We start from the raw sequence: 17,811 nt of genomic DNA on the forward strand, positions 1-17,811 counted from the left end.
AGCAACAATTATGTACTCAATTTTTAAATACAACACACCATACAATTCTAAAAGAGTTTTAATCTCTAAATGATATTAAAACGGTTAGTTTTAACACTTGTGAAAACAATGAGTTTTTAAGGAACACGACCAAATAATATAAGCTTTTTTATAGTGCTTATACCTTTGTATTTGATCATCTGAGTATTTATGCTTTTTAAATACTCAAATAATGAAACACATTATCTATGTCTATAAAAAATAGCTATTGGTTTAAGCTATTCTTTATAGGATGGTTATCTTATTTAGACATTATAGATTTTTAATAGTCTATTTTGCATTAAGTGCATATCTTCCGCTTCCGAACATAAATATCAGGATCGACATTACAAGATATAAAAATGGAAGTTCAAAAGCAGGTGCGCCATGCTTGCCGAGGGTAAAAAGCGAACTTCCGTAAGCCAAAAATATTGCAACGCACATGTTAAACGCCAAAACTAAAGAGGCAACTCTTGCGTATGCTCCAAGCAGAATTAAAATCGGCACTATAACCTCGCCGACATATACGCCGTACGCCAAAAACTCAGGAAGTCCTGCACTAACACTCAAATGTTTCACTCCGCCTATGCCGTTGATTATCTTATCCACACCGTGGAATAGAACCATTACCCCCACACTCAGTCTTAAAATCAGTTTTGCTGTATCATCTATCATTTTTTTTCCTCTGCTTTCTTTTTTTTCTCTTCTCTAAATTTACAACTTCCCACACTTATCTCTTTGCCGGTTTTTACAACCTCTTTTATATACTTTAACGTGCCCTTAGGGTCTGCATCGCCAATCTCCTCTGTTATAACCTTTAACAGCTCCGCTTCGTTTGTTAATGTCCAATTTTTTTCATAACTGTACTGCGTCTCTATTAGCATAATTCATCCCTCACTCTTATTCTCTTGCTTATAATAATATCTAAAAATTTAAAAATATAGTTTCTTTAAAACTGCAAAAATGCACTTCTACATGTAGATTTTTTCATACACTTTTTACACAATATAAACTTAAGTAATCCTCAATATAATTTATTTAAATCAAAAAGAGAATATTTTTGGATATAATTCGCTAAATACTTTAGGGGACGGTGCCGTGTCAGACTTGACATGCTTGTATCAGCTCCTATTTAAAGGAAAACGATGCAAGAAAATGCACAAACACAAATAGAAACAGAAGAAAAGTTAATCACATTTGATGATTTAGGATTAAAAAAAGAGATACTTAGAAGCGTCAAAGATGCAGGTTTTAAAGTTCCAAGTCCAATTCAAGCGGCAGCAATACCGTTTGTATTAGCAGGTCGCGACATTGTCGGACAAGCCCACACTGGTACAGGTAAAACTGCGGCTTTCGGGCTTCCGGCATTAAACAACATAAACCCAAATGATGGTGTCGGCCTTTTGGTTATCACTCCTACTCGCGAACTTGCAACTCAGGTTAGCGATGAGCTTTTCAAATACGGAAGAAACATAGGCGCTAGAACCGTTACAGTTTACGGCGGCAGTTCTTACAACAGACAAATCGACCTTATAGAGAGAGGGGCAAGTGTTGTTGTTGCAACTCCAGGTAGACTTTTAGATATACTTAAAAAGAATCTTTTAAAGAATTTTGCTCCTAGTATTGTTGTTCTAGATGAAGCCGATGAGATGCTTGATATGGGATTTTTAGATGATATCAACGAAATCTTCTCATACCTTCCGTCAAACAGACAAACACTTCTTTTCTCGGCTACTATGCCAAAACCAATCAAACTTCTTGCAGAGAGAATTCTGGATAATCCTGAATTTATAAGTATCACAAAAGGTGAAACTACAAACACGGACATAAACCAAGAGTACTACGTAATTGATGAGCATGAGAGAGATGACGCAATCATCCGTTTAATGGATTCAGAAGGGTGCAGCAAGTCAATAGTTTTTTGTAGAACAAAAAGCGAAGTAGACAGACTCTCAAACGTACTTTCAAATGCAGGATATTTGGCAAACGGTCTTCACGGAGACATGGAACAGCGCCAGCGTGAGACTGTAATCAAAGGTTTTAAAAACAACGGAGTTAAAGTTCTTGTTGCTACAGACGTTGCCGCTCGCGGTATACATGTTGACAACATCTCTCACGTTTTCAACTACCATATCCCTTTTGATCCCGAGTCTTACGTTCACCGTATTGGTAGAACTGGACGTGCAGGAACTAAGGGAAAGGCTATCACACTTTTAACTCCGTTAGAATTTAAAGAGCTTCAACGTATTAAAACAAAAGTTGGAACTACTATAACTCACGCATTTGTTCCAAGTAAAAATGACTTGAGAGCTACAAACTTAAAAACTATTGTTACTACAATCGAAGAGCAGAAGATTTACGATGAGGCACACCAAGTTCTTGATATGTTAAAAGAGGATATCGATGAAGCGACGATTATGTTTAAACTTGTATCTATGATACTTGACAAACAGACTATCCAAGGTCCAAATAGTATCGGTATTCCTGCTGAGAAACTGGCAGCAATACTTGATCGCGCTAGCAAAAGAGGCGATAATAGAAGTGGCGGTCGCGGCGGTTACAAAGGGACAAGAAGTCGTTCGGGAAGTGGAGACAGAAATCGCTCAGGAAGCGGCGAAAGAAGTTCTCGTCCAAGCGGCGGCGGTTACCGCGGAAACAGCTCTACTGGTGAAAGAAGTCGTCCAAGCGGAGATAGAAATCGCTCAAGAACTAGAGACTAAAAACCGCTACAAATATTAACCCGAAATCTCTTTCTGGTTATATACAACTCCGTCTCTGCACTTAATACAAAAATCTTTATACTGTTTTGATATTTTTACAAATTCATTGATAACTTTCAGAGAGTATCGGTCTAATTGTATCTCATGTGAAAACAAAAAGAGCGCAATGATGCTCTTTCTAACAAACAATCCTGATTTACTTATTGTAGACTTGAGGCTGGCTGATGGTGACGGCAAAGAGTTTATCAAACAGATAAGAGAGATATCAAAGATTCCAATTCTCTTGCTCTCGGCGAGACATGACGAAAAAGAGATAATCGCCGCACTTGATTTTGGAGCAGATGGCTATATTACCAAGCCGTTTTCTATCAACGAACCCATAGCAAGAGTAAGGGCAGAAAGCAATGATGAGAACATATTAGAGAAGATTGTTTGTCGCAACTTAGAGATTGATATTGCTTCAAGGGATATCTTTTTTAAGAGAGAAATGAGGCAAAGGCTACCAAAACGAGATGCAATACCTCAGAACCTATGTAGATACTCTAAGAAAAAAGATAGAAGAGAGTAGCACAAGACCCTTGCTGTTTTAAAAAACTAAAGAGGCGCTTTTGTAATGGCAGAGAGCTTTTCGTTAATATCAAAAATCCTTGATCTGATGTCTGTTACACCAAAACTTTGAACTCTTTTTGTGTGCATATCAAGATATGCCTCTAATGCAGGCAGATTTTCAAATACGTATATTCCGCCCGCCTCTTTTGTCTCTCTGTTCTCGGTCCAAATCTTCCAAATCAAGCCCTCCTCCTTAGCAATCGAGTGAGCCAAATCTTTAAATCCCTCCGCCATCTCTTCGCCTGTCGGGCCATAATATGGGAAATCTATCTGTAAAAGCAGCATTGTTATTCCTTTTTCAAAACAGTACCAAATTTAGACCTAAATAGCCATAAATGAAGAGGTGTCATACAAATAAATCTGATATAATTTGCCAAAAAAAGAGAAAAAATGATTATCTATGAAGAGAGTGAACTATATATTGAGAAAGAGCAGAGCGAAATTCCGTGGCTGAAAATCTTCACAAAAGAGCCTTTCTTAGAGCTAGGCGATGTTCCAAAAGAGCTACGCACGAGACTTTGGGAGGTTTTTGACGTTATAGAGCATGAAATGAGAGAGTATTACAATCCCAAAAAAATAAATATGGCATCTTTTGCAAATATGCTTCCAAGAGTTCATATACATGTAATGGCGCGATTTGAGAATGACAGCTACTTTCCAAACCCGATGTGGGGAGAAAAAGTGAGAGAGTCGAAGTTGAATCTACCGAACGAGGAAGAGTTTTTTAAAAGAGTTAGAGAAGCTCTTCATAAATAATTTTTAACCTAAGCTCACTCACTTGAGTCTAGCCGTGGGTGCCCCAAAATAGAAAACTATTTTGACCCTTCGGTTGCAGAATCGTTCGTTTAGCTTGTTTTAAAAATATATTTGAATGTGATTTTACAAAGCAATTTCTGTATAAATAAAATAGATAATTTTGTTCTAGTTTGAGGCGGGATTTAATTTTTTTTGAGGAGTTTACTTATTGTAAATGACGAAAAATAAAACTAAAGCCCAACGCTAAAATCGGACAAAAGTATCATTTTAGAAGAGTTATTTTTTAACTGGGGAGAATGGGACTAGAGCCGAACCCCACGTTAGTCCCCCTCCAAAAGCATCAAGCAGCATTAGCTCGCCGTCTTGCAATCTTCCACTCTCATAAATATCATTTATCGCCATTGGAATAGAAGCGCCTGAAGTATTTCCATACTTCTCAACAGTTAAAACAACCTGCTTATCATCCAATTTTAAAGCATCGCCTACGGCTTTTATAATTCTAAGATTTGCCTGATGCGGCACAAAGTGTTTAACATCAGAAGCTTGGATATTGTTCTCTTTTAAAATCTCTATAACATCTTTTGTGAGAGTTTTAACGGCAACTTTAAAAGTTTCGTTTCCTTTCATCTGCATATAACAGCTTGTAGCTTCCTGCTCCAGAGCATCGTGTGCAGAACCGCTTCCGCCGTTTGGCGACATAAGCAAGTCTGCAAATTCACCGTCTGAGCCAGTATGAATATCTATAATTGCTTCTTCTTTGTTATCTGTAGTGCTGATTACAGCAGCACCTGCCCCATCGCCAAAAAGTATGCATGTTCCTCTGTCGCTGTAGTCGGTTATGGATGAGAGTTTTTCAGCACCGATTAGTAGAACATTCTTTTTCATACCAGATTCTATAAAAGCTTTTGCTATTGATAAGGTGTAAACAAAGCCTGTACAAGCTGCAGAGATGTCAAATGCAGTTATATTTCCAAGCCCCAATTTTGTGCTGATAATAGTAGCGGTAGATGGCATGCAGAAGTAGTCCGGCGAGATAGTCGCGCAGATAATCATGTCTATTTGACTTTTATCAAGACCGCTTCTCTCAATAGCCAATCTAGCGGCTTTTACGCCCATATCGCTTGTAAACTCATCATTTGCTGCTATACGACGCTCTTTAATGCCTGTTCTTTTAGTTATCCACTCATCCGAGGTGTCAACCATTTTTGCAAGATCATCATTAGAGAGTACTTTGCTTGGAGCGTAAGCTCCAATAGAGCGAAATGCAGCATATGCCATTACTTTTCCTTGTTTTTTAGCGTTTCAAGTCTTTCTACTATGTGCGCATTTACGCCCGTATCAACATAGCGAATTGCCTGAAAAATTGCATTTTTAATTGCTTTTGGATTGCTTTTTCCATGGCTTACTATTGCGCAACCCTGAATACCGATAAGCGGAGCACCGCCGATTTCAGCATAATCCATCTGTTTTTTAAGCAGTACAAACACTTTTCTCATAAGAAGCGCACCCGTAATTGCTATAGGTGATTTTCTGATGTAATCTTTAATCAGTCCACTGATTGTAGAAGCAACACCCTCAGAAGCTTTAAGCACAAGATTTCCGACAAAACCGTCACAGACTATAACATCGCAACTTGCATTGAAAATATCACTGCCTTCAACATTTCCCTTAAAGCCTTTATACTCCTCAAGAAGTTTAAATGCAGCTTTTGTAAGCTCATTGCCTTTTGAGTCTTCTTCTCCGTTTGCAAGCATACCGATTGAAGGTTTGTCTATCTTAAACATATCCTCGGCATAACAGCCACCCATTACGGCAAACTGCGCTAAATGTTCAGGCTTTGAGTCAACATTTGCTCCGACATCAAGTATAACGGATCTGCGAGCGCTTTTTGTTGGCATAAGTGCAACAAGCGCAGGCCGCATAACGCCTTTTAGTCGTCCAAGTCTCAGAGTTGCCAAAGTCATAGTTGCCCCACTGTGCCCAGCAGAAACTACACCATGAGCTTCACCATTTTTCACAAGCTCTATAGCTTTATAAATCGAACTTTCACTTCTTTTTAGCGCATCAGTAGCCGCATCATGCATTGATATAACGTCATCAGCTTCAACTATGGAAATCTTATCTCTATAACGTTTTGGTAACAGAGGTAAAATTTCTGATTTTTTACCTACAAGAATAGGAATGAAAAATTTTTGTTTGAGAGCCTGAATACAGCCTTCTATAATCGGCTTAGGACCGAAGTCCCCGCCCATTGCGTCAATAGCAATCTTTACCATTGACTATTTATACTCACCAGTCGTTGGGTTAATATGGTGTGGAAGCTTGTAAGTTCCGTCTTTATCTTTAACCGGACGAGCTAGAGAGATCTTATAGTGAGTTCTTCTTTTCGCTGCGCGAGAATGAGAGACTCTTCGTTTTGGTACTGCCATAATAAATTCCTTTCTTTTTTGTTTTGTTTATAGTGCAAATGAGCAAACCCCATCTTGCTACGCTGCCGCTATGGCACTTTAGTCTTGCCTCTTTCGAGGCAGAAACCTTACTTAAAACACTTCTTGTTCAGAAGCACCATTTTTCTTACAATCAAGGCAGCTGATATAGTCGCTTCTAATAAGTTCAATTTCGGAGTTCATCAACTCTTCTAGGTCGGCTATGGAATCTAAAGCTTCCACAACATCTAAAAGAGACTCTTCACTCTTTTGATAAATGCCATCTGACATGAAAAACTCTATATCCTCATCCACATCAAGCATAAACTCATTAGCACAAATGTCACAAACTGCATCAATTTTGCCACTTAACTCTGCTTTTAGCAAAATTAATTTGTCGGCATCATACTGTAAATAACCTTTAAAAGTTATTTCATTAGACTTAACTTCAAAGTCCAACGGCGTTTTGTTGACTTTTTTAAGAGATACTTTCAACAGGTCTGCTTAAGAAATTTCTCTCTCAGAGAAAAAGAATGCAATTTCTACAGCTGCATTCTCGGCAGAGTCACTTCCGTGAACTGCATTAGCATCTATGTTTTCGGCAAAATCTGCACGAATTGTTCCTGCCTCAGCCTCTTTTGGATTAGTAGCACCCATAAGCTGGCGGTTTTTTATTAGCGCATTTTCACCCTCAAGTACAGAAACAACTACTGGACCGCTAATCATAAAATCAACTAAATCACCAAAGAAAGGTCTCTCAGAGTGAACTGCGTAAAAAGCTTCTGCATCTGCGCGAGAAAGTTGCATCTTTCTTGTTGCTGCTATTTTTAGACCATTACTCTCAAAACGATCTAAAATTTTACCGATAACACCTTTTGCAACGGCATCTGGTTTTATTATTGATAGTGTGCGTTCCATCAAATCTCCTATTAAATATATAAAATTAGAGTGGAATTGTACCCAAAAAAGAATTGATTTGAAGTTAAAAAGAGAAATTTGCCGATAAAGATGTTAAAGTGGATATCACAAAGCGTAAAACTGCTTTGTGAATTGATGTAGATTAATCTACGATAGACTTGCCGATTCCGCGCATGCTCTCTGGAATATCTTCACGGTGTGCCGGGCTTTCGCCTACAGCGTCCCAAGTAATACATCCCTCTGTAGGACATGCAGTAGCACAAGCCGGTTCGTCATGATGACCGACACACTCTACACATTTATTACCGTATACGTAGTAAGTTTCCTCACCTGTTGGGTTATCATCCTCATCTACGATTGCCTCAACTGGACACTCATCAATACAAGCGCCGCAGTTGATACATGTATCGCCAATAATTACTGCCATAGGATTCTCCTGTTTTTAATATTTCGAAGTAAGTTTAACAGAAGATTTTTAAAGATAGCTAAAATATCTTCTGTTAAACTCCGATAAGCTAGTTTTGTTACACTTTATGGGTAAAAAACCAACTTTTATAAATTAGATTGATAATAGTTATTAAAGTCCCAAGTACTTTTTAATATCATCGACTCTGTCTGTTCTTTCCCATGTAAAATCACTCTCTTCTCTTCCAAAGTGACCGTAAGCAGCAGTTTTTCTGTAAATGGGGCGAAGCAAATCCAGAGATTTTATAATACCTTTTGGAGACAAATCAAACAGTTCTTTAACGCATTTCTCTATCTTTTCTTCATTCACAATAGCAGTCGAGTGCGTGTTTACCATTATAGAAGTCGGTTGAGCTATGCCTATCGCGTAAGAGACCTGTATGGTTACCTTGTCACATGCGCCCGCTGCAACCAGATTTTTTGCGACATGTCTTGCAGCATAAGCAGCGCTTCTGTCAACTTTGGTCGGGTCTTTACCTGAAAATGCTCCGCCGCCGTGAGGACAGCTTCCGCCGTAAGTATCAACTATGATTTTTCGCCCCGTTAGCCCTGCATCTCCCTGAGGACCGCCGATTACAAATTTTCCTGTAGGATTTATATGAAAGATTGTTTTATCGCTCATAAGTTCTGCAGGAATAACATGCCTGATAACCTCTCTGATTACATCCTCGTGAATTTTCTCTTGAGAAATCTCGGGAGCATGCTGCGTAGAGACAACAACAGTCTCAACGGAGACGGGCTTGTCCCCTACGTATTTGACACTGATTTGCGCTTTGCCATCAGGACGAAGATATGGGATTATTCCCTCTTTGCGCACTTCTGCCAATCTTTTAGTCAGACGGTGAGCCAAATATATCGGAAGCGGCATAAGCACATCAGTTTCACGGCAGGCATAACCAAACATTAGACCTTGATCTCCCGCTCCAATCTCTCCGTCAACTTGGTTTACACCCTGATTTATATCAGGCGACTGCTCTCCAACTGCATTTAAAACCGCAGCAGAGCGGTAATCAAAGCCGTATGTAGCGTCCGTATAGCCAATCTCTTGAACAACCTTGCGGACTATCTCTTGCATCGGCGCGTATGCCGTAGTTTTGAGTTCGCCTGCTATTATACAAAATCCGTTTGATACCAAAGTCTCACATGCAACATGCGCAGAGGTATCATGTTCAATAATATAATCCAGAATTGCATCGCTAATCTGATCTGCCATCTTATCAGGATGCCCCTCTGTTACAGACTCTGAAGTAAAAATATACTCTTTTAGAGTAGAAGCTTCTTTTGTCATCGATTTTCCTTATCTATAAATCACCGTAAGTATATCAAAAAAGCCGGTAAGTTTTATTGCTTGGATTTTCATTAGTATACTTTATGTTAAAATTTTGCAAATTAACCAAAAGGACATTTACATGTTAGTAACAAACCCGGCTCCGGATTTTACTGCAACAGCAGTTTTAGCTGACGGCTCAATAGTAGATAATTTCAAATTATCAGAAAATTTTGGAGAAAAAGGTACAGTTTTATTCTTTTATCCACTAGATTTTACTTTCGTATGTCCATCTGAAATTATTGCGTTTTCACACAGAATTGAAGATTTCAACAGCCGCGGCGTAAACATTATCGGTGTTTCAGTTGACAGCCAGTTTTCACACTTTGCTTGGAGAGAGACTCCTGTAAATAGCGGTGGTATCGGCAGAATTAAGTATCCCCTTGTTGCAGACTTGACAAAGCAGATTTCTAAAGATTACGATGTTCTTTTTGGCAACTCGGTTGCTCTTCGCGGCTCGTTCTTGATTGACGCAAAAGGCACTATTCGCCACGCCGTAATCAACGACCTTCCGCTTGGAAGGAACATTGATGAGATGATTCGCATGGTTGACACCATGCAGTTTACTGACGAGCACGGCGAAGTTTGTCCTGCAGGTTGGGTAAAAGGCGATGAGGGTATGAAAGCGAGCACAGAGGGTGTTGCAGAGTACCTTGCAAAACATGCGAACGAGCTATAATAAGTTCTAAAAACCAACGAGCCGTGCTTGCATGTTTGCACTGCGGCTCTTTGGTAGATGTGCAGCATATATAAAGCTAGACAGAAACGGCATTCAATAACCTACTCTATACTAGAATTTCCACTCCTCTAATTTTCATTATTGTTGTAAAATAGTCAAATGAAATTATTATTTACAATACTATTTTTTCTTACAACAATCACAGCCGATGAGACGAAAGAGTTTCGCGTCGGTGTCTACGACAATCCCCCAAAAATATTTTTAAACCAAAATAATAGAGCATCAGGCTTCTTTGTCGACATATTAAACGAGATAGCAAAAAGAGAGAATTGGCGACTCAACTACGTAAAGTGCGAATGGAGAGAGTGCCTTTTGATGCTTGAAGATGGCAGGCTTGATATTATGCCAGACGTTGCATATTCCAAAGAGAGGGAGAAGCGTTTCAGATTTCAAAAAGAGGTTGTTCTCTCAAATTGGTCTATAATTCTAACAAATAAAAAAAGCAAAATATCATCGATTTTAGATCTTGACAACAAGAAGATAGCGCTCCTTAAAAACAGCATCCAGCACGAACAAATAAAAGAAATTTTTGAGCTATTTGATGTAAAACCTATTTTTATCCTTACAGAGAGTTATGAAGAAGCATTCTCCACAACGCTAAAAGGCAAGGCGGATGCGGTAATGGTCAACAGACACTACGCAGAGCTAAACAAAAGCAAGTTTGACCTCAAGCATACAGACATTCTTGTAAATCCTGCTGCACTGAAGTTTGCCTTTTCTAATTCTGAGAACACTCAAGCCATAATAGATAAAATTGATATGCATCTAAGAGAGCTAAAGAGCGACAAAGAGTCAATCTATTACAAATCAAACGAAAAATGGCTTAAAGAGAAAGAGAGTTTTCACATTCCGACATGGCTATACATAACATTTATAATCATACTTGCGATAGTCGTACTGCTAATTACAGCGGTCACATTTTTTAAATACATGTTAAATAAAAAAACCAGAGAAGTTATAGAGAAAACCGAAAAATTCCGCCAGCTTGAGGAAGAGAAGGTGAATGATTATCAAAAAATTCTCTACGCGCTAGTCTTAATGATAGAGCAAAGAGACTCATATACGGCAGGCCACTCTGGACGTGTTGCCAACTACTCTTCAATGATAGCAAGAGAGATGGGATATAGCGATGATGAGTGTGCATTGATATATAAAGCCGGGATACTTCACGATATCGGAAAAATCGCAACACCGGATTCGGTTCTGCTAAAACCGGACAAACTCTCGGAACTTGAATATGACCTAATAAAAGAGCATGTAATTGTCGGTTATAAAATACTTCGCGATGTTCCAATGTTTAGAGATGTTACAAAAATAATAAAACATCATCATGAAAGATATGACGGAGGCGGATATCCAGATGGACTGATCGGCAATGAGATTCCGCCGCTCTCAAGAATTATGATGGTTGCTGATGCTTTTGACGCTATAACCACAAACAGAATATACAAACATAAAAAAAGCGTCCATGATGCGCTAATAGAGATAGAATCTCTGAGCAAAATACATTATCACCCAGAAGTTGTTAAGGCTGCGCTCAAGGCTCTCTCTGACCTAGAGATAGCAGATGAGATAAACCAAAATCCTATAACGGCAATTGAGCAGCAAAGATTTGCCTACTTCTATAAAGACGCTGCTACAGAGCTATATAACATAAAATTTTTGGAGGCGACCCTCTTAGGAAACAATAACCATGCTAGATATGACCAGATGGTTATAGTCTCTTTGCATAAATTTGACATATACAATAAAAAATATGGCTGGGAGGTGGGAGACAAAGCTCTTAGAGAGTTTGCTTCTCTCCTTCGCGAGCTATTTAATGATGCTTTGATTTTTAGAGTAAGGGCAAATGATTTTATAGTTCTATTAAAGGATGAGTTTAAAATGACAACTCAAAAAGATGAAATCGGGCAGTTTACACAAAAGAGAGAACTTGAGTTCAGCTTTAATGTTTACAACCTTAAAAAAGATAAAATCAACTCATATAATGATTTGAAAAAGGTTCTATAACCTCTTGCTAAAGTCCAAAGCTTTATAATTTACAAAAACTATATCTCTCCACTGCTTTTTTGGAGCGATTAAGTTTAGACGTTTAGGGTTTGAGCTTCTGGAAATCGCCACATAAAACTGCGAGGGGGCAAAAATTTCGTTTGTCTCTATTATCAAATCCACAATAGACATGCCTTGCGATTTGTGGATTGTTATTGCATATGCTAGCTTTATAGGATACTGATAGATGCTAAAAAGAGTCTCTTGGAGCACCTCTTTTTTTCCGCCCACACTCTTCTCTTTCCAGACCTCTTTGCTTTGAGCTACAGTCTCAAGCTTTACAACAACGCCGTCTCTTTTTTGCACATAAACATAGGTTGCGTCAATATTTACCACAACTCCGCGCTCGCCGTTAAAGTAGTTCCAAGAGTTTCTTGTAAAAAGAACGGGAACGCCCACTTTTAACTCCAGCTTTCTCTCAATCCTCGCATCATCCATAAAACGCTCTATCTCAAGCTCTTTTACACTTTTTACATGTCGGATTATTCCAGCCTCTTTAACATGCAGATCGCTATCAACAAACTCCAGCTGATTTTTATTATGAAGTGCTGCGGAGTTGTTTTTTCCAAATAAAAATGTAAATTCGCTCAAATCCTGCGGCAGAGGTTTTATAAACTCATTTAAAGAGTTGTGCACATCTTCATCGACAATGCCGTCTCTTACATGTGACAAAAGTTCTATAAAATCTCTGTCATCTGTTCTGTATATGTGTGTGAGCTCTATGGTGTGAAATGCAAATCTCTCCCATGAAGCGCCCTCAAACGCAAACCTGACCTCCGCATATCCGCGTACAACCGGAGGAAGCTGAAGAAAATCTCCAACAACCAAAACTGCACCCTTAAAATCAGCCTGTTTAAGTCTTAGCTCTATCATATCAAGCAGAGTATCGCTTACCATGGAAATCTCATCTATAACAATCAAATCCATGCTTGAGACAAGCTTTTTAACTTTTTTGCTAATCTCCATTTTGCCATTAAGTGAAAGCTCTTTTAAATTTCCTGCGATTCCAAAATCCAAAAAACTGTGCAGTGTTTGCCCGCCTATAAGTGTTGCAGCCATTCCGGTAGAGGCAAGCTTTGCGACTTTTTTCGCCTCCTCCTCATAAAACTTTATGACATCTCTTGTTATTGTCGTCTTCCCGACACCGGCTCCGCCGGTTAGAAAAACGTTCTCTTTGGCTTTTAATTTTTCAATAATATCTTTCAAATAATCCATAAAAAATTATACTATAATATCAAAAAATTTATGAGGATATTGCGTAATCATGGAGAGAATACTAGTAGTAGAAGATAATAAAACCTTAGCAAAATTAATAGCAAAAAAACTAAGTACAGAGCTTGATTTTGAAGTAGACGTTGCTTACAGCATGTCCGAGGCAAAGTTGTTTTTTAAGAGATACAAATATTTTTTGGCTCTTCTTGATTTAAATCTCCCAGATGCCCCAGACGGCGAGATTGTAGACTATGCGATAGAGCATAAAAACCGCGTAATCATACTAAGCGCAAAAGTGGACAAAGATTTCAGAAACAATATGCTCAAAAAAAATATCATAGACTATGTCAACAAGAGCGGCGTACACGATGTAAACTACGTTATTCAGATGATTACGAGGCTTCATAAAAACCAAAATCACACAATTTTAGTCGTTGACGACTCTTTGGTGTTTAGAAAACAGCTCCAAAATATGCTTGAAAATATGTTTTACAAAGTGATTGCGGTTGCTCACGGCGAAGAGGCAGTCGGGATTTTAGAGACAAACCAAAATATCAGTCTGGTACTAACAGACTACAATATGCCCGTTATGAACGGACTTGAGCTAACCTCTGAGATAAGAAAAACATACTCCAAAAACGACCTTAGCATCATCGCCATCTCCTCAAGCCTAGATGACGACACAACAGCTCTTTTTTTAAAAAACGGTGCAAACGACTACATCAAAAAACCATTCTCCAAAGAGGAGTTTTCATGCCGCATAAACAACTCAATAGAAGCGCTTGAAAATATACATGCCATAACAAACCACGCCAACCGAGACTTTTTAACAGGACTTTATAACAGAAGATACTTTTTTGCCGACATGCAGAGCTATTTTGAAAAAGCGTTAAAAGAGAATGAAAGTTTTGCGATTGCGATGATAGATATTGACAATTTCAAGAAGATAAACGACACATACGGCCATGAGAACGGCGACAAGGCTATAAACAGCGTGGCAGACATCTTAAGAGCAAACACGAGTCAAAACGACATCGTCTCAAGGTTTAACGGGGAGGAGTTTTGCGTGGCGCTTAAAAATGTATCCTCCGACAAAGCGCTTGAGATTTTTGAAAAACTTAGAGAGAAAGTGCAAAACTCAGTGACGACCTCAACTAGAGGCGAAGAGATAAGATTTACTATCTCTGCGGGTGTTGTGATTAACTATGAAGATACGCTAGAAGAGAGCATAAATCAGGCGGATATGCTTATTTATGAAGCGAAGCAAAACGGTAGAAACAGAATTGTGCACAACTAATCTCTGAGTATTATAACCTCTCCAAAGGGCACATCCGCCTCTTTTGGAGATACCCATTTTACGGTGTAATTTGGCTCCTCTTTTGGAAAAACACCCTCCAAATCGCTAAAATATATAAGCAGTTTTACATCCTCCAACTCACGCTCTGCAAACTCAAACACCGGTCTAAAGTCAGTCGCGCCGCCGCCTTTTATCTCGACCTCTAAAATATCGCCACTATAAAAAGTTTTATGCAGAACTATTTTATCATCGCATAAAAGCAGCTCTATCTGGTAGTTTGAAATGGTATTTGTGAGAAAATTAAACTCGTTTAAAAACTCTCCTAAAAGTTTCTCATCGACTGAACCTGAAGTATCAATCGCAATGACAAGGTTAAATCTCTGACTCACAGATGAGGGAATATATAAGTTCATGTGTAGAAATTTTTTGCTTGGAGGAAGCAGCGTATAATCATCTTTGTGAAACCGCTCTAACGCGGCTTTTAGCTCATCTCTCCAGTTTATTTTTCCATTACATGTAGGTTTAAAAAATCTCTCTATAGAGCTTGGAGCTTCACCATTTTTTATCTCCTCTTCAAAGACCGCCTTTGCAAACTCATCATATAGCTGCTCCTCAAAAACCTGCTCCTCTGAGGAGTTTTGGTTCTGTATATCGTCAATATCATCAGCCTCGTACTCAAGCTCGTCACGAAGAATATCCTCTTGAAGAAAGGCGTAAATCTCTTCGGCATAAAGACCGCTGAAACGCTTTGAGTAGTGGGCTTCATCTGGACGCACAAGGTTGTTTTCAACCAACATGTCGTTTATGGCATAGTCCGTTGCCATCTGCCAAAGCCAGCCGCTTCTGCCATTTTTTCTGCTCTCATGTGTAAGTGAAGCATGCATCGCTCCGTTTGCGAAGACGAACTCCATCTCTGCGGATGTAAGCCTCTCTAAAAAGTCGCTGTTATACTCAAGCTTTATGCCGTTGCTCTTAAAGCTCTGTATGTCGTCATTTTTTACCAGTTCCAGCTTTGAAGCGATTGTTCCAAAGAGTGGATAATCTACTAAAAGTTTGGCTTTTGCCTGAGAGATTTTATGTTCTAGCGACATCTGCTATCCAAGAAGATAAGAAAACTTCTTGACCCACTCTTTGAATGTATCAGAGTGCTCCATTCTGACACCGCCTCTTTGCAAATCCTGAACTATCATTACCGCAAATTCACTCTTTAATTCAAGCGTATATCTTAGAATATTTTCCAGCCTCTCTTCGTTTTCATTTTTCAAATATCCGCTCACAAGTCCCGTACTCAGTGCATAAAGAACATCCACCTCATCGCTGTATTCGCGGCTGCTGCCATTTAAGATAGCTTCAATATCCGGCAGTCTGAGTGCAACCTTTGCAAACGCCAAAAAAGAGACTGCAACGTCACGCCCCACGGCTCCGCTTATAGTGTCCAAAAGCAACTCTTTTGTAATCGTACTTTTTAGTATCTTGTCCACATACTCCCAGCTTCTAGGAGTTGCGAAGCTTTTTATATCGCTCTTTGCATCAAAAGTGAACAGATGCTCACTTCTATATGAGATGTAGGAGATTACTCTCTCATCAAGCCCTTTTTTGTATGCCCAAAGACGCCAATCTTGGACATCTACTTCCATCTCAAAGTGAACAAATCTGTTTGCCAGAGGACTTGGCATGCGGTAAGTAACACCCCTGTCCCCCTCACGGTTTCCAGCAGCTACTATCGCCCAGCCATCTGGAAGTTCATACTCTCCTACTTTTCTGTCAAGTATAAGCTGATACGCGGAGGCTTGAACACTCGGAGGAGCGGAGTTTAACTCATCCAAAAACAAAACTCCCTCACCGCTCTTAGGCAAAAAAGCCGGAGGCGCCCAAAGTGCGGTGTGCGACTCTTTGTCATAAAACGGGATACCTTTTAGGTCGGTAGGGTCCATAAGAGCGAGCCTTAAATCAATAAAACCGATGCCCATTTCAAAAGCAATCTGATTGACTATAGATGATTTTCCAATCCCCGGTGCACCCCATAAAAATGTCGGAACCCTCTGCTCTACCAGAGATTTTATAGTAGTTATTAAACTTGTTGCTCTCACACTTCCCATCCTATATTTTCTTGTTGTATATGTCTTCCAAACGACGCGTTCTCTTTTACGGCTCTTGCAAATCTTGAATCAAGCTGGAGCTGATACAAAATCTCCACAGGAGTGTTCTCATTTTTTGCTATCTCTTTAAGATATTTGCCCTCTTTATAGGCTTCTTCGAGTATCGCTACAGCTGTTTTTCTGTTTTCATACAGAGCCGATTTTATCTCTTCATTTGCACTCTCTAAAAGCAGATTTAAAATCTCCTCATCTATGTTGTTATTAAGTGCCAGAGCATACAAAATCTTCTCATCGTTATAATTTAACAGCTCTTTTTGCATCTTTGGAGTCAAGCTCTCATTGAGTGCCAAGCCAATTTTGTTTGCTTTAAAAAGTTCAAAAAGTTCATCACTCAACTCTATATTTTGAGCTACATTTCTTCCCAGTTTTTCATCTTTTAAAAACTCTTCTATTAACTCTCGTTTTAAATTTTTGTTTTGTGAGAGAGCCTCTAGCACATCGGGATTGTTGGTTTTGAAAAAGAACTCCTGCATCTCGTCATCGCAATAAATACTCATAGCAATTGCAACTTGAATTTTAGGATTCTGTTTTATCGGCTCAAGCAGTGAAATAGCTTTTAGAAGTTGCGTATTTTTTGTCTGCGAAACAAGATGTATAAAGCCTGTTGTTGCGTATTGGACATTGTGGTTTCGCTCTATATTTTCGTAAAATCTTAAAATAAGCGCCGCACTCACATCACGGTTGTCATCATTTTCAAAAAAATCTTCTCCGCCCCATTTGTACATCTTTAGAAGCCTAAAAAAAAGAGCATCACTAATCATGGAATTTTTTAAAAAGCTCTTGAGTCTCTCTTTATCGTGGCTGAGTTTTAAGCTCATCAAAAGCGTATCTGCATCTATGTGAGATGCAAGCTCTTTTTCCAAAACGTCTATGGAGACAAACTCTAGTGCCGTTCCATACTGCTCATATAGCGCACTGCTCGCATTTTGCTCATAGGGAGTCATCATCTTTCCCTCAACGACAACTGCCACGTTCTCACTATACTCTTTTGCTATGCCTATCTTGTGAAATCTCATCTGAGACTCAAACTCATCGCTGCTAAATGCACGGCTTTTGCCAAAAAGCAACACTGTTTTATCTTTTAATTCTTTTAAATTCATAAAGCAGATTATATCA

Annotated in this window: 20 protein-coding genes; 6 read left to right on the forward strand and 14 right to left on the reverse strand. The window is 39.0% G+C overall.

Annotated elements, in window-relative coordinates; all coding sequences use genetic code 11:
- Positions 1–309: 309 nt before the first annotated feature.
- Together K0A91_RS05655 and K0A91_RS05660 are read right to left on the reverse strand one after the other, a co-directional pair.
- Entirely contained in the window at positions 310–693 is a 384-nt protein-coding gene (locus K0A91_RS05655) for a DoxX family protein (RefSeq protein ID WP_295008866.1), read from the reverse strand.
- On the reverse strand, positions 690–902 hold the full coding sequence (locus K0A91_RS05660; protein ID WP_295008867.1) for a hypothetical protein: 213 nt from the start codon (positions 900–902) through the stop codon (positions 690–692). Before K0A91_RS05660 ends, K0A91_RS05655 begins: the two co-directional genes overlap by 4 nt.
- 261 nt (positions 903–1,163) lie before the next feature.
- Between K0A91_RS05660 and K0A91_RS05665 the strand changes: the two genes are divergently transcribed.
- Both K0A91_RS05665 and K0A91_RS05670 read left to right on the forward strand, forming a co-directional pair.
- Positions 1,164–2,738: a DEAD/DEAH box helicase gene (locus K0A91_RS05665; protein ID WP_295008869.1), complete on the forward strand. Its 1,575-nt coding sequence runs from the start codon at positions 1,164–1,166 to the stop codon at positions 2,736–2,738.
- 166 nt (positions 2,739–2,904) lie between these two features.
- On the forward strand, positions 2,905–3,306 hold the full coding sequence (locus K0A91_RS05670) for a response regulator (protein WP_295008871.1): 402 nt from the start codon (positions 2,905–2,907) through the stop codon (positions 3,304–3,306).
- Positions 3,307–3,332: 26 nt separating this feature from the next.
- On the opposite strand, the gene K0A91_RS05675 is transcribed toward K0A91_RS05670, so the two are convergent.
- Positions 3,333–3,632 (reverse strand): monooxygenase, encoded by a 300-nt coding sequence (locus K0A91_RS05675; protein WP_295008873.1) that lies wholly within the window; start codon positions 3,630–3,632, stop codon positions 3,333–3,335.
- A 105-nt stretch (positions 3,633–3,737) separates the two neighbouring features.
- Here K0A91_RS05675 and K0A91_RS05680 point away from each other — a divergent pair, with 105 nt between their 5' ends.
- The gene (locus K0A91_RS05680) at positions 3,738–4,103 is read left to right on the forward strand and encodes an HIT domain-containing protein (RefSeq protein ID WP_295008875.1); all 366 of its coding nucleotides are present in this window, start codon (positions 3,738–3,740) and stop codon (positions 4,101–4,103) included.
- Between the two features lie 276 nt (positions 4,104–4,379).
- Here K0A91_RS05680 and K0A91_RS05685 read toward each other — a convergent pair whose 3' ends face one another.
- From K0A91_RS05685 to metK, 7 genes are all read right to left on the reverse strand, one after another.
- Positions 4,380–5,381, reverse strand: coding sequence for a beta-ketoacyl-ACP synthase III (locus K0A91_RS05685; protein WP_295008877.1), 1,002 nt, complete (start codon positions 5,379–5,381; stop codon positions 4,380–4,382).
- The gene (gene plsX / locus K0A91_RS05690; RefSeq protein ID WP_295008879.1) at positions 5,381–6,379 is read right to left on the reverse strand and encodes a phosphate acyltransferase PlsX; all 999 of its coding nucleotides are present in this window, start codon (positions 6,377–6,379) and stop codon (positions 5,381–5,383) included. The genes K0A91_RS05685 and plsX overlap by 1 nt, the downstream gene beginning before the upstream one ends.
- Positions 6,380–6,382: 3 nt before the next feature.
- Entirely contained in the window at positions 6,383–6,532 is a 150-nt protein-coding gene (gene rpmF / locus K0A91_RS05695; RefSeq protein ID WP_294880190.1) for a 50S ribosomal protein L32, read from the reverse strand.
- A 111-nt stretch (positions 6,533–6,643) separates the two neighbouring features.
- The gene (locus K0A91_RS05700) at positions 6,644–7,024 is read right to left on the reverse strand and encodes a hypothetical protein (RefSeq protein ID WP_295008881.1); all 381 of its coding nucleotides are present in this window, start codon (positions 7,022–7,024) and stop codon (positions 6,644–6,646) included.
- A gap of 9 nt (positions 7,025–7,033) precedes the next feature.
- Positions 7,034–7,447: a nucleoside-diphosphate kinase gene (ndk, locus tag K0A91_RS05705; protein ID WP_295008882.1), complete on the reverse strand. Its 414-nt coding sequence runs from the start codon at positions 7,445–7,447 to the stop codon at positions 7,034–7,036.
- 142 nt (positions 7,448–7,589) lie between these two features.
- Positions 7,590–7,874, reverse strand: coding sequence for a 4Fe-4S dicluster domain-containing protein (locus K0A91_RS05710; protein WP_295008884.1), 285 nt, complete (start codon positions 7,872–7,874; stop codon positions 7,590–7,592).
- A 150-nt stretch (positions 7,875–8,024) separates the two neighbouring features.
- Entirely contained in the window at positions 8,025–9,200 is a 1,176-nt protein-coding gene (gene metK / locus K0A91_RS05715) for a methionine adenosyltransferase (protein WP_295008886.1), read from the reverse strand.
- A 121-nt stretch (positions 9,201–9,321) separates the two neighbouring features.
- Here metK and K0A91_RS05720 point away from each other — a divergent pair, with 121 nt between their 5' ends.
- Together K0A91_RS05720 and K0A91_RS05725 are read left to right on the forward strand one after the other, a co-directional pair.
- Positions 9,322–9,918 (forward strand): peroxiredoxin, encoded by a 597-nt coding sequence (locus tag K0A91_RS05720; RefSeq protein ID WP_295008888.1) that lies wholly within the window; start codon positions 9,322–9,324, stop codon positions 9,916–9,918.
- 159 nt (positions 9,919–10,077) lie between these two features.
- Positions 10,078–11,988 (forward strand): HD domain-containing phosphohydrolase, encoded by a 1,911-nt coding sequence (locus tag K0A91_RS05725; RefSeq protein ID WP_295008890.1) that lies wholly within the window; start codon positions 10,078–10,080, stop codon positions 11,986–11,988.
- On the opposite strand, the gene K0A91_RS05730 is transcribed toward K0A91_RS05725, so the two are convergent.
- Positions 11,983–13,242 (reverse strand): AAA family ATPase, encoded by a 1,260-nt coding sequence (locus K0A91_RS05730; RefSeq protein ID WP_295008892.1) that lies wholly within the window; start codon positions 13,240–13,242, stop codon positions 11,983–11,985. The two genes, K0A91_RS05725 and K0A91_RS05730, sit on opposite strands and share 6 nt — an antisense overlap.
- A gap of 49 nt (positions 13,243–13,291) precedes the next feature.
- On the opposite strand from K0A91_RS05730, the gene K0A91_RS05735 reads away from it, so the two are divergent.
- Positions 13,292–14,536 carry a diguanylate cyclase gene (locus K0A91_RS05735; protein ID WP_295008894.1) on the forward strand — a complete coding sequence of 415 codons (1,245 nt, stop codon included), beginning with the start codon at positions 13,292–13,294 and terminating at the stop codon, positions 14,534–14,536.
- Here K0A91_RS05735 and K0A91_RS05740 read toward each other — a convergent pair.
- Genes K0A91_RS05740 through K0A91_RS05750 form a run of 3 tightly spaced genes read right to left on the reverse strand, consistent with a single transcriptional unit; the run spans position 14,533 to position 17,795 of the window.
- Complete coding sequence (locus K0A91_RS05740; RefSeq protein WP_295008896.1) at positions 14,533–15,627, reverse strand: VWA-like domain-containing protein; 1,095 nt, start codon at positions 15,625–15,627, stop codon at positions 14,533–14,535. The genes K0A91_RS05735 and K0A91_RS05740 overlap by 4 nt on opposite strands.
- A gap of 3 nt (positions 15,628–15,630) precedes the next feature.
- Complete coding sequence (locus K0A91_RS05745) at positions 15,631–16,626, reverse strand: MoxR family ATPase (protein ID WP_295008898.1); 996 nt, start codon at positions 16,624–16,626, stop codon at positions 15,631–15,633.
- A complete protein-coding gene (locus K0A91_RS05750) occupies positions 16,623–17,795 on the reverse strand; it encodes a hypothetical protein (RefSeq protein ID WP_295008899.1) in 1,173 nt (390 codons plus the stop codon). Before K0A91_RS05750 ends, K0A91_RS05745 begins: the two co-directional genes overlap by 4 nt.
- Between the last annotated feature and the right edge of the window lie 16 nt (positions 17,796–17,811).

Source organism: Sulfurimonas sp. (assembly GCF_019429335.1).
GTDB lineage: Bacteria > Campylobacterota > Campylobacteria > Campylobacterales > Sulfurimonadaceae > Sulfurimonas.

Coding starts and splice junctions, on each gene's coding strand:
- K0A91_RS05655 (WP_295008866.1), bottom strand. CDS start 693: ATGATAGATGATACAGCAAAACTGATTTTAAGACTGAGTGTGGGGGTA.
- K0A91_RS05660 (WP_295008867.1), bottom strand. CDS start 902: ATGCTAATAGAGACGCAGTACAGTTATGAAAAAAATTGGACATTAACA.
- K0A91_RS05665 (WP_295008869.1), top strand. CDS start 1,164: ATGCAAGAAAATGCACAAACACAAATAGAAACAGAAGAAAAGTTAATC.
- K0A91_RS05670 (WP_295008871.1), top strand. CDS start 2,905: ATGATGCTCTTTCTAACAAACAATCCTGATTTACTTATTGTAGACTTG.
- K0A91_RS05675 (WP_295008873.1), bottom strand. CDS start 3,632: ATGCTGCTTTTACAGATAGATTTCCCATATTATGGCCCGACAGGCGAA.
- K0A91_RS05680 (WP_295008875.1), top strand. CDS start 3,738: ATGATTATCTATGAAGAGAGTGAACTATATATTGAGAAAGAGCAGAGC.
- K0A91_RS05685 (WP_295008877.1), bottom strand. CDS start 5,381: ATGGCATATGCTGCATTTCGCTCTATTGGAGCTTACGCTCCAAGCAAA.
- plsX (WP_295008879.1), bottom strand. CDS start 6,379: ATGGTAAAGATTGCTATTGACGCAATGGGCGGGGACTTCGGTCCTAAG.
- rpmF (WP_294880190.1), bottom strand. CDS start 6,532: ATGGCAGTACCAAAACGAAGAGTCTCTCATTCTCGCGCAGCGAAAAGA.
- ndk (WP_295008882.1), bottom strand. CDS start 7,447: ATGGAACGCACACTATCAATAATAAAACCAGATGCCGTTGCAAAAGGT.
- K0A91_RS05710 (WP_295008884.1), bottom strand. CDS start 7,874: ATGGCAGTAATTATTGGCGATACATGTATCAACTGCGGCGCTTGTATT.
- metK (WP_295008886.1), bottom strand. CDS start 9,200: ATGACAAAAGAAGCTTCTACTCTAAAAGAGTATATTTTTACTTCAGAG.
- K0A91_RS05720 (WP_295008888.1), top strand. CDS start 9,322: ATGTTAGTAACAAACCCGGCTCCGGATTTTACTGCAACAGCAGTTTTA.
- K0A91_RS05725 (WP_295008890.1), top strand. CDS start 10,078: ATGAAATTATTATTTACAATACTATTTTTTCTTACAACAATCACAGCC.
- K0A91_RS05730 (WP_295008892.1), bottom strand. CDS start 13,242: ATGGATTATTTGAAAGATATTATTGAAAAATTAAAAGCCAAAGAGAAC.
- K0A91_RS05735 (WP_295008894.1), top strand. CDS start 13,292: ATGGAGAGAATACTAGTAGTAGAAGATAATAAAACCTTAGCAAAATTA.
- K0A91_RS05740 (WP_295008896.1), bottom strand. CDS start 15,627: ATGTCGCTAGAACATAAAATCTCTCAGGCAAAAGCCAAACTTTTAGTA.
- K0A91_RS05750 (WP_295008899.1), bottom strand. CDS start 17,795: ATGAATTTAAAAGAATTAAAAGATAAAACAGTGTTGCTTTTTGGCAAA.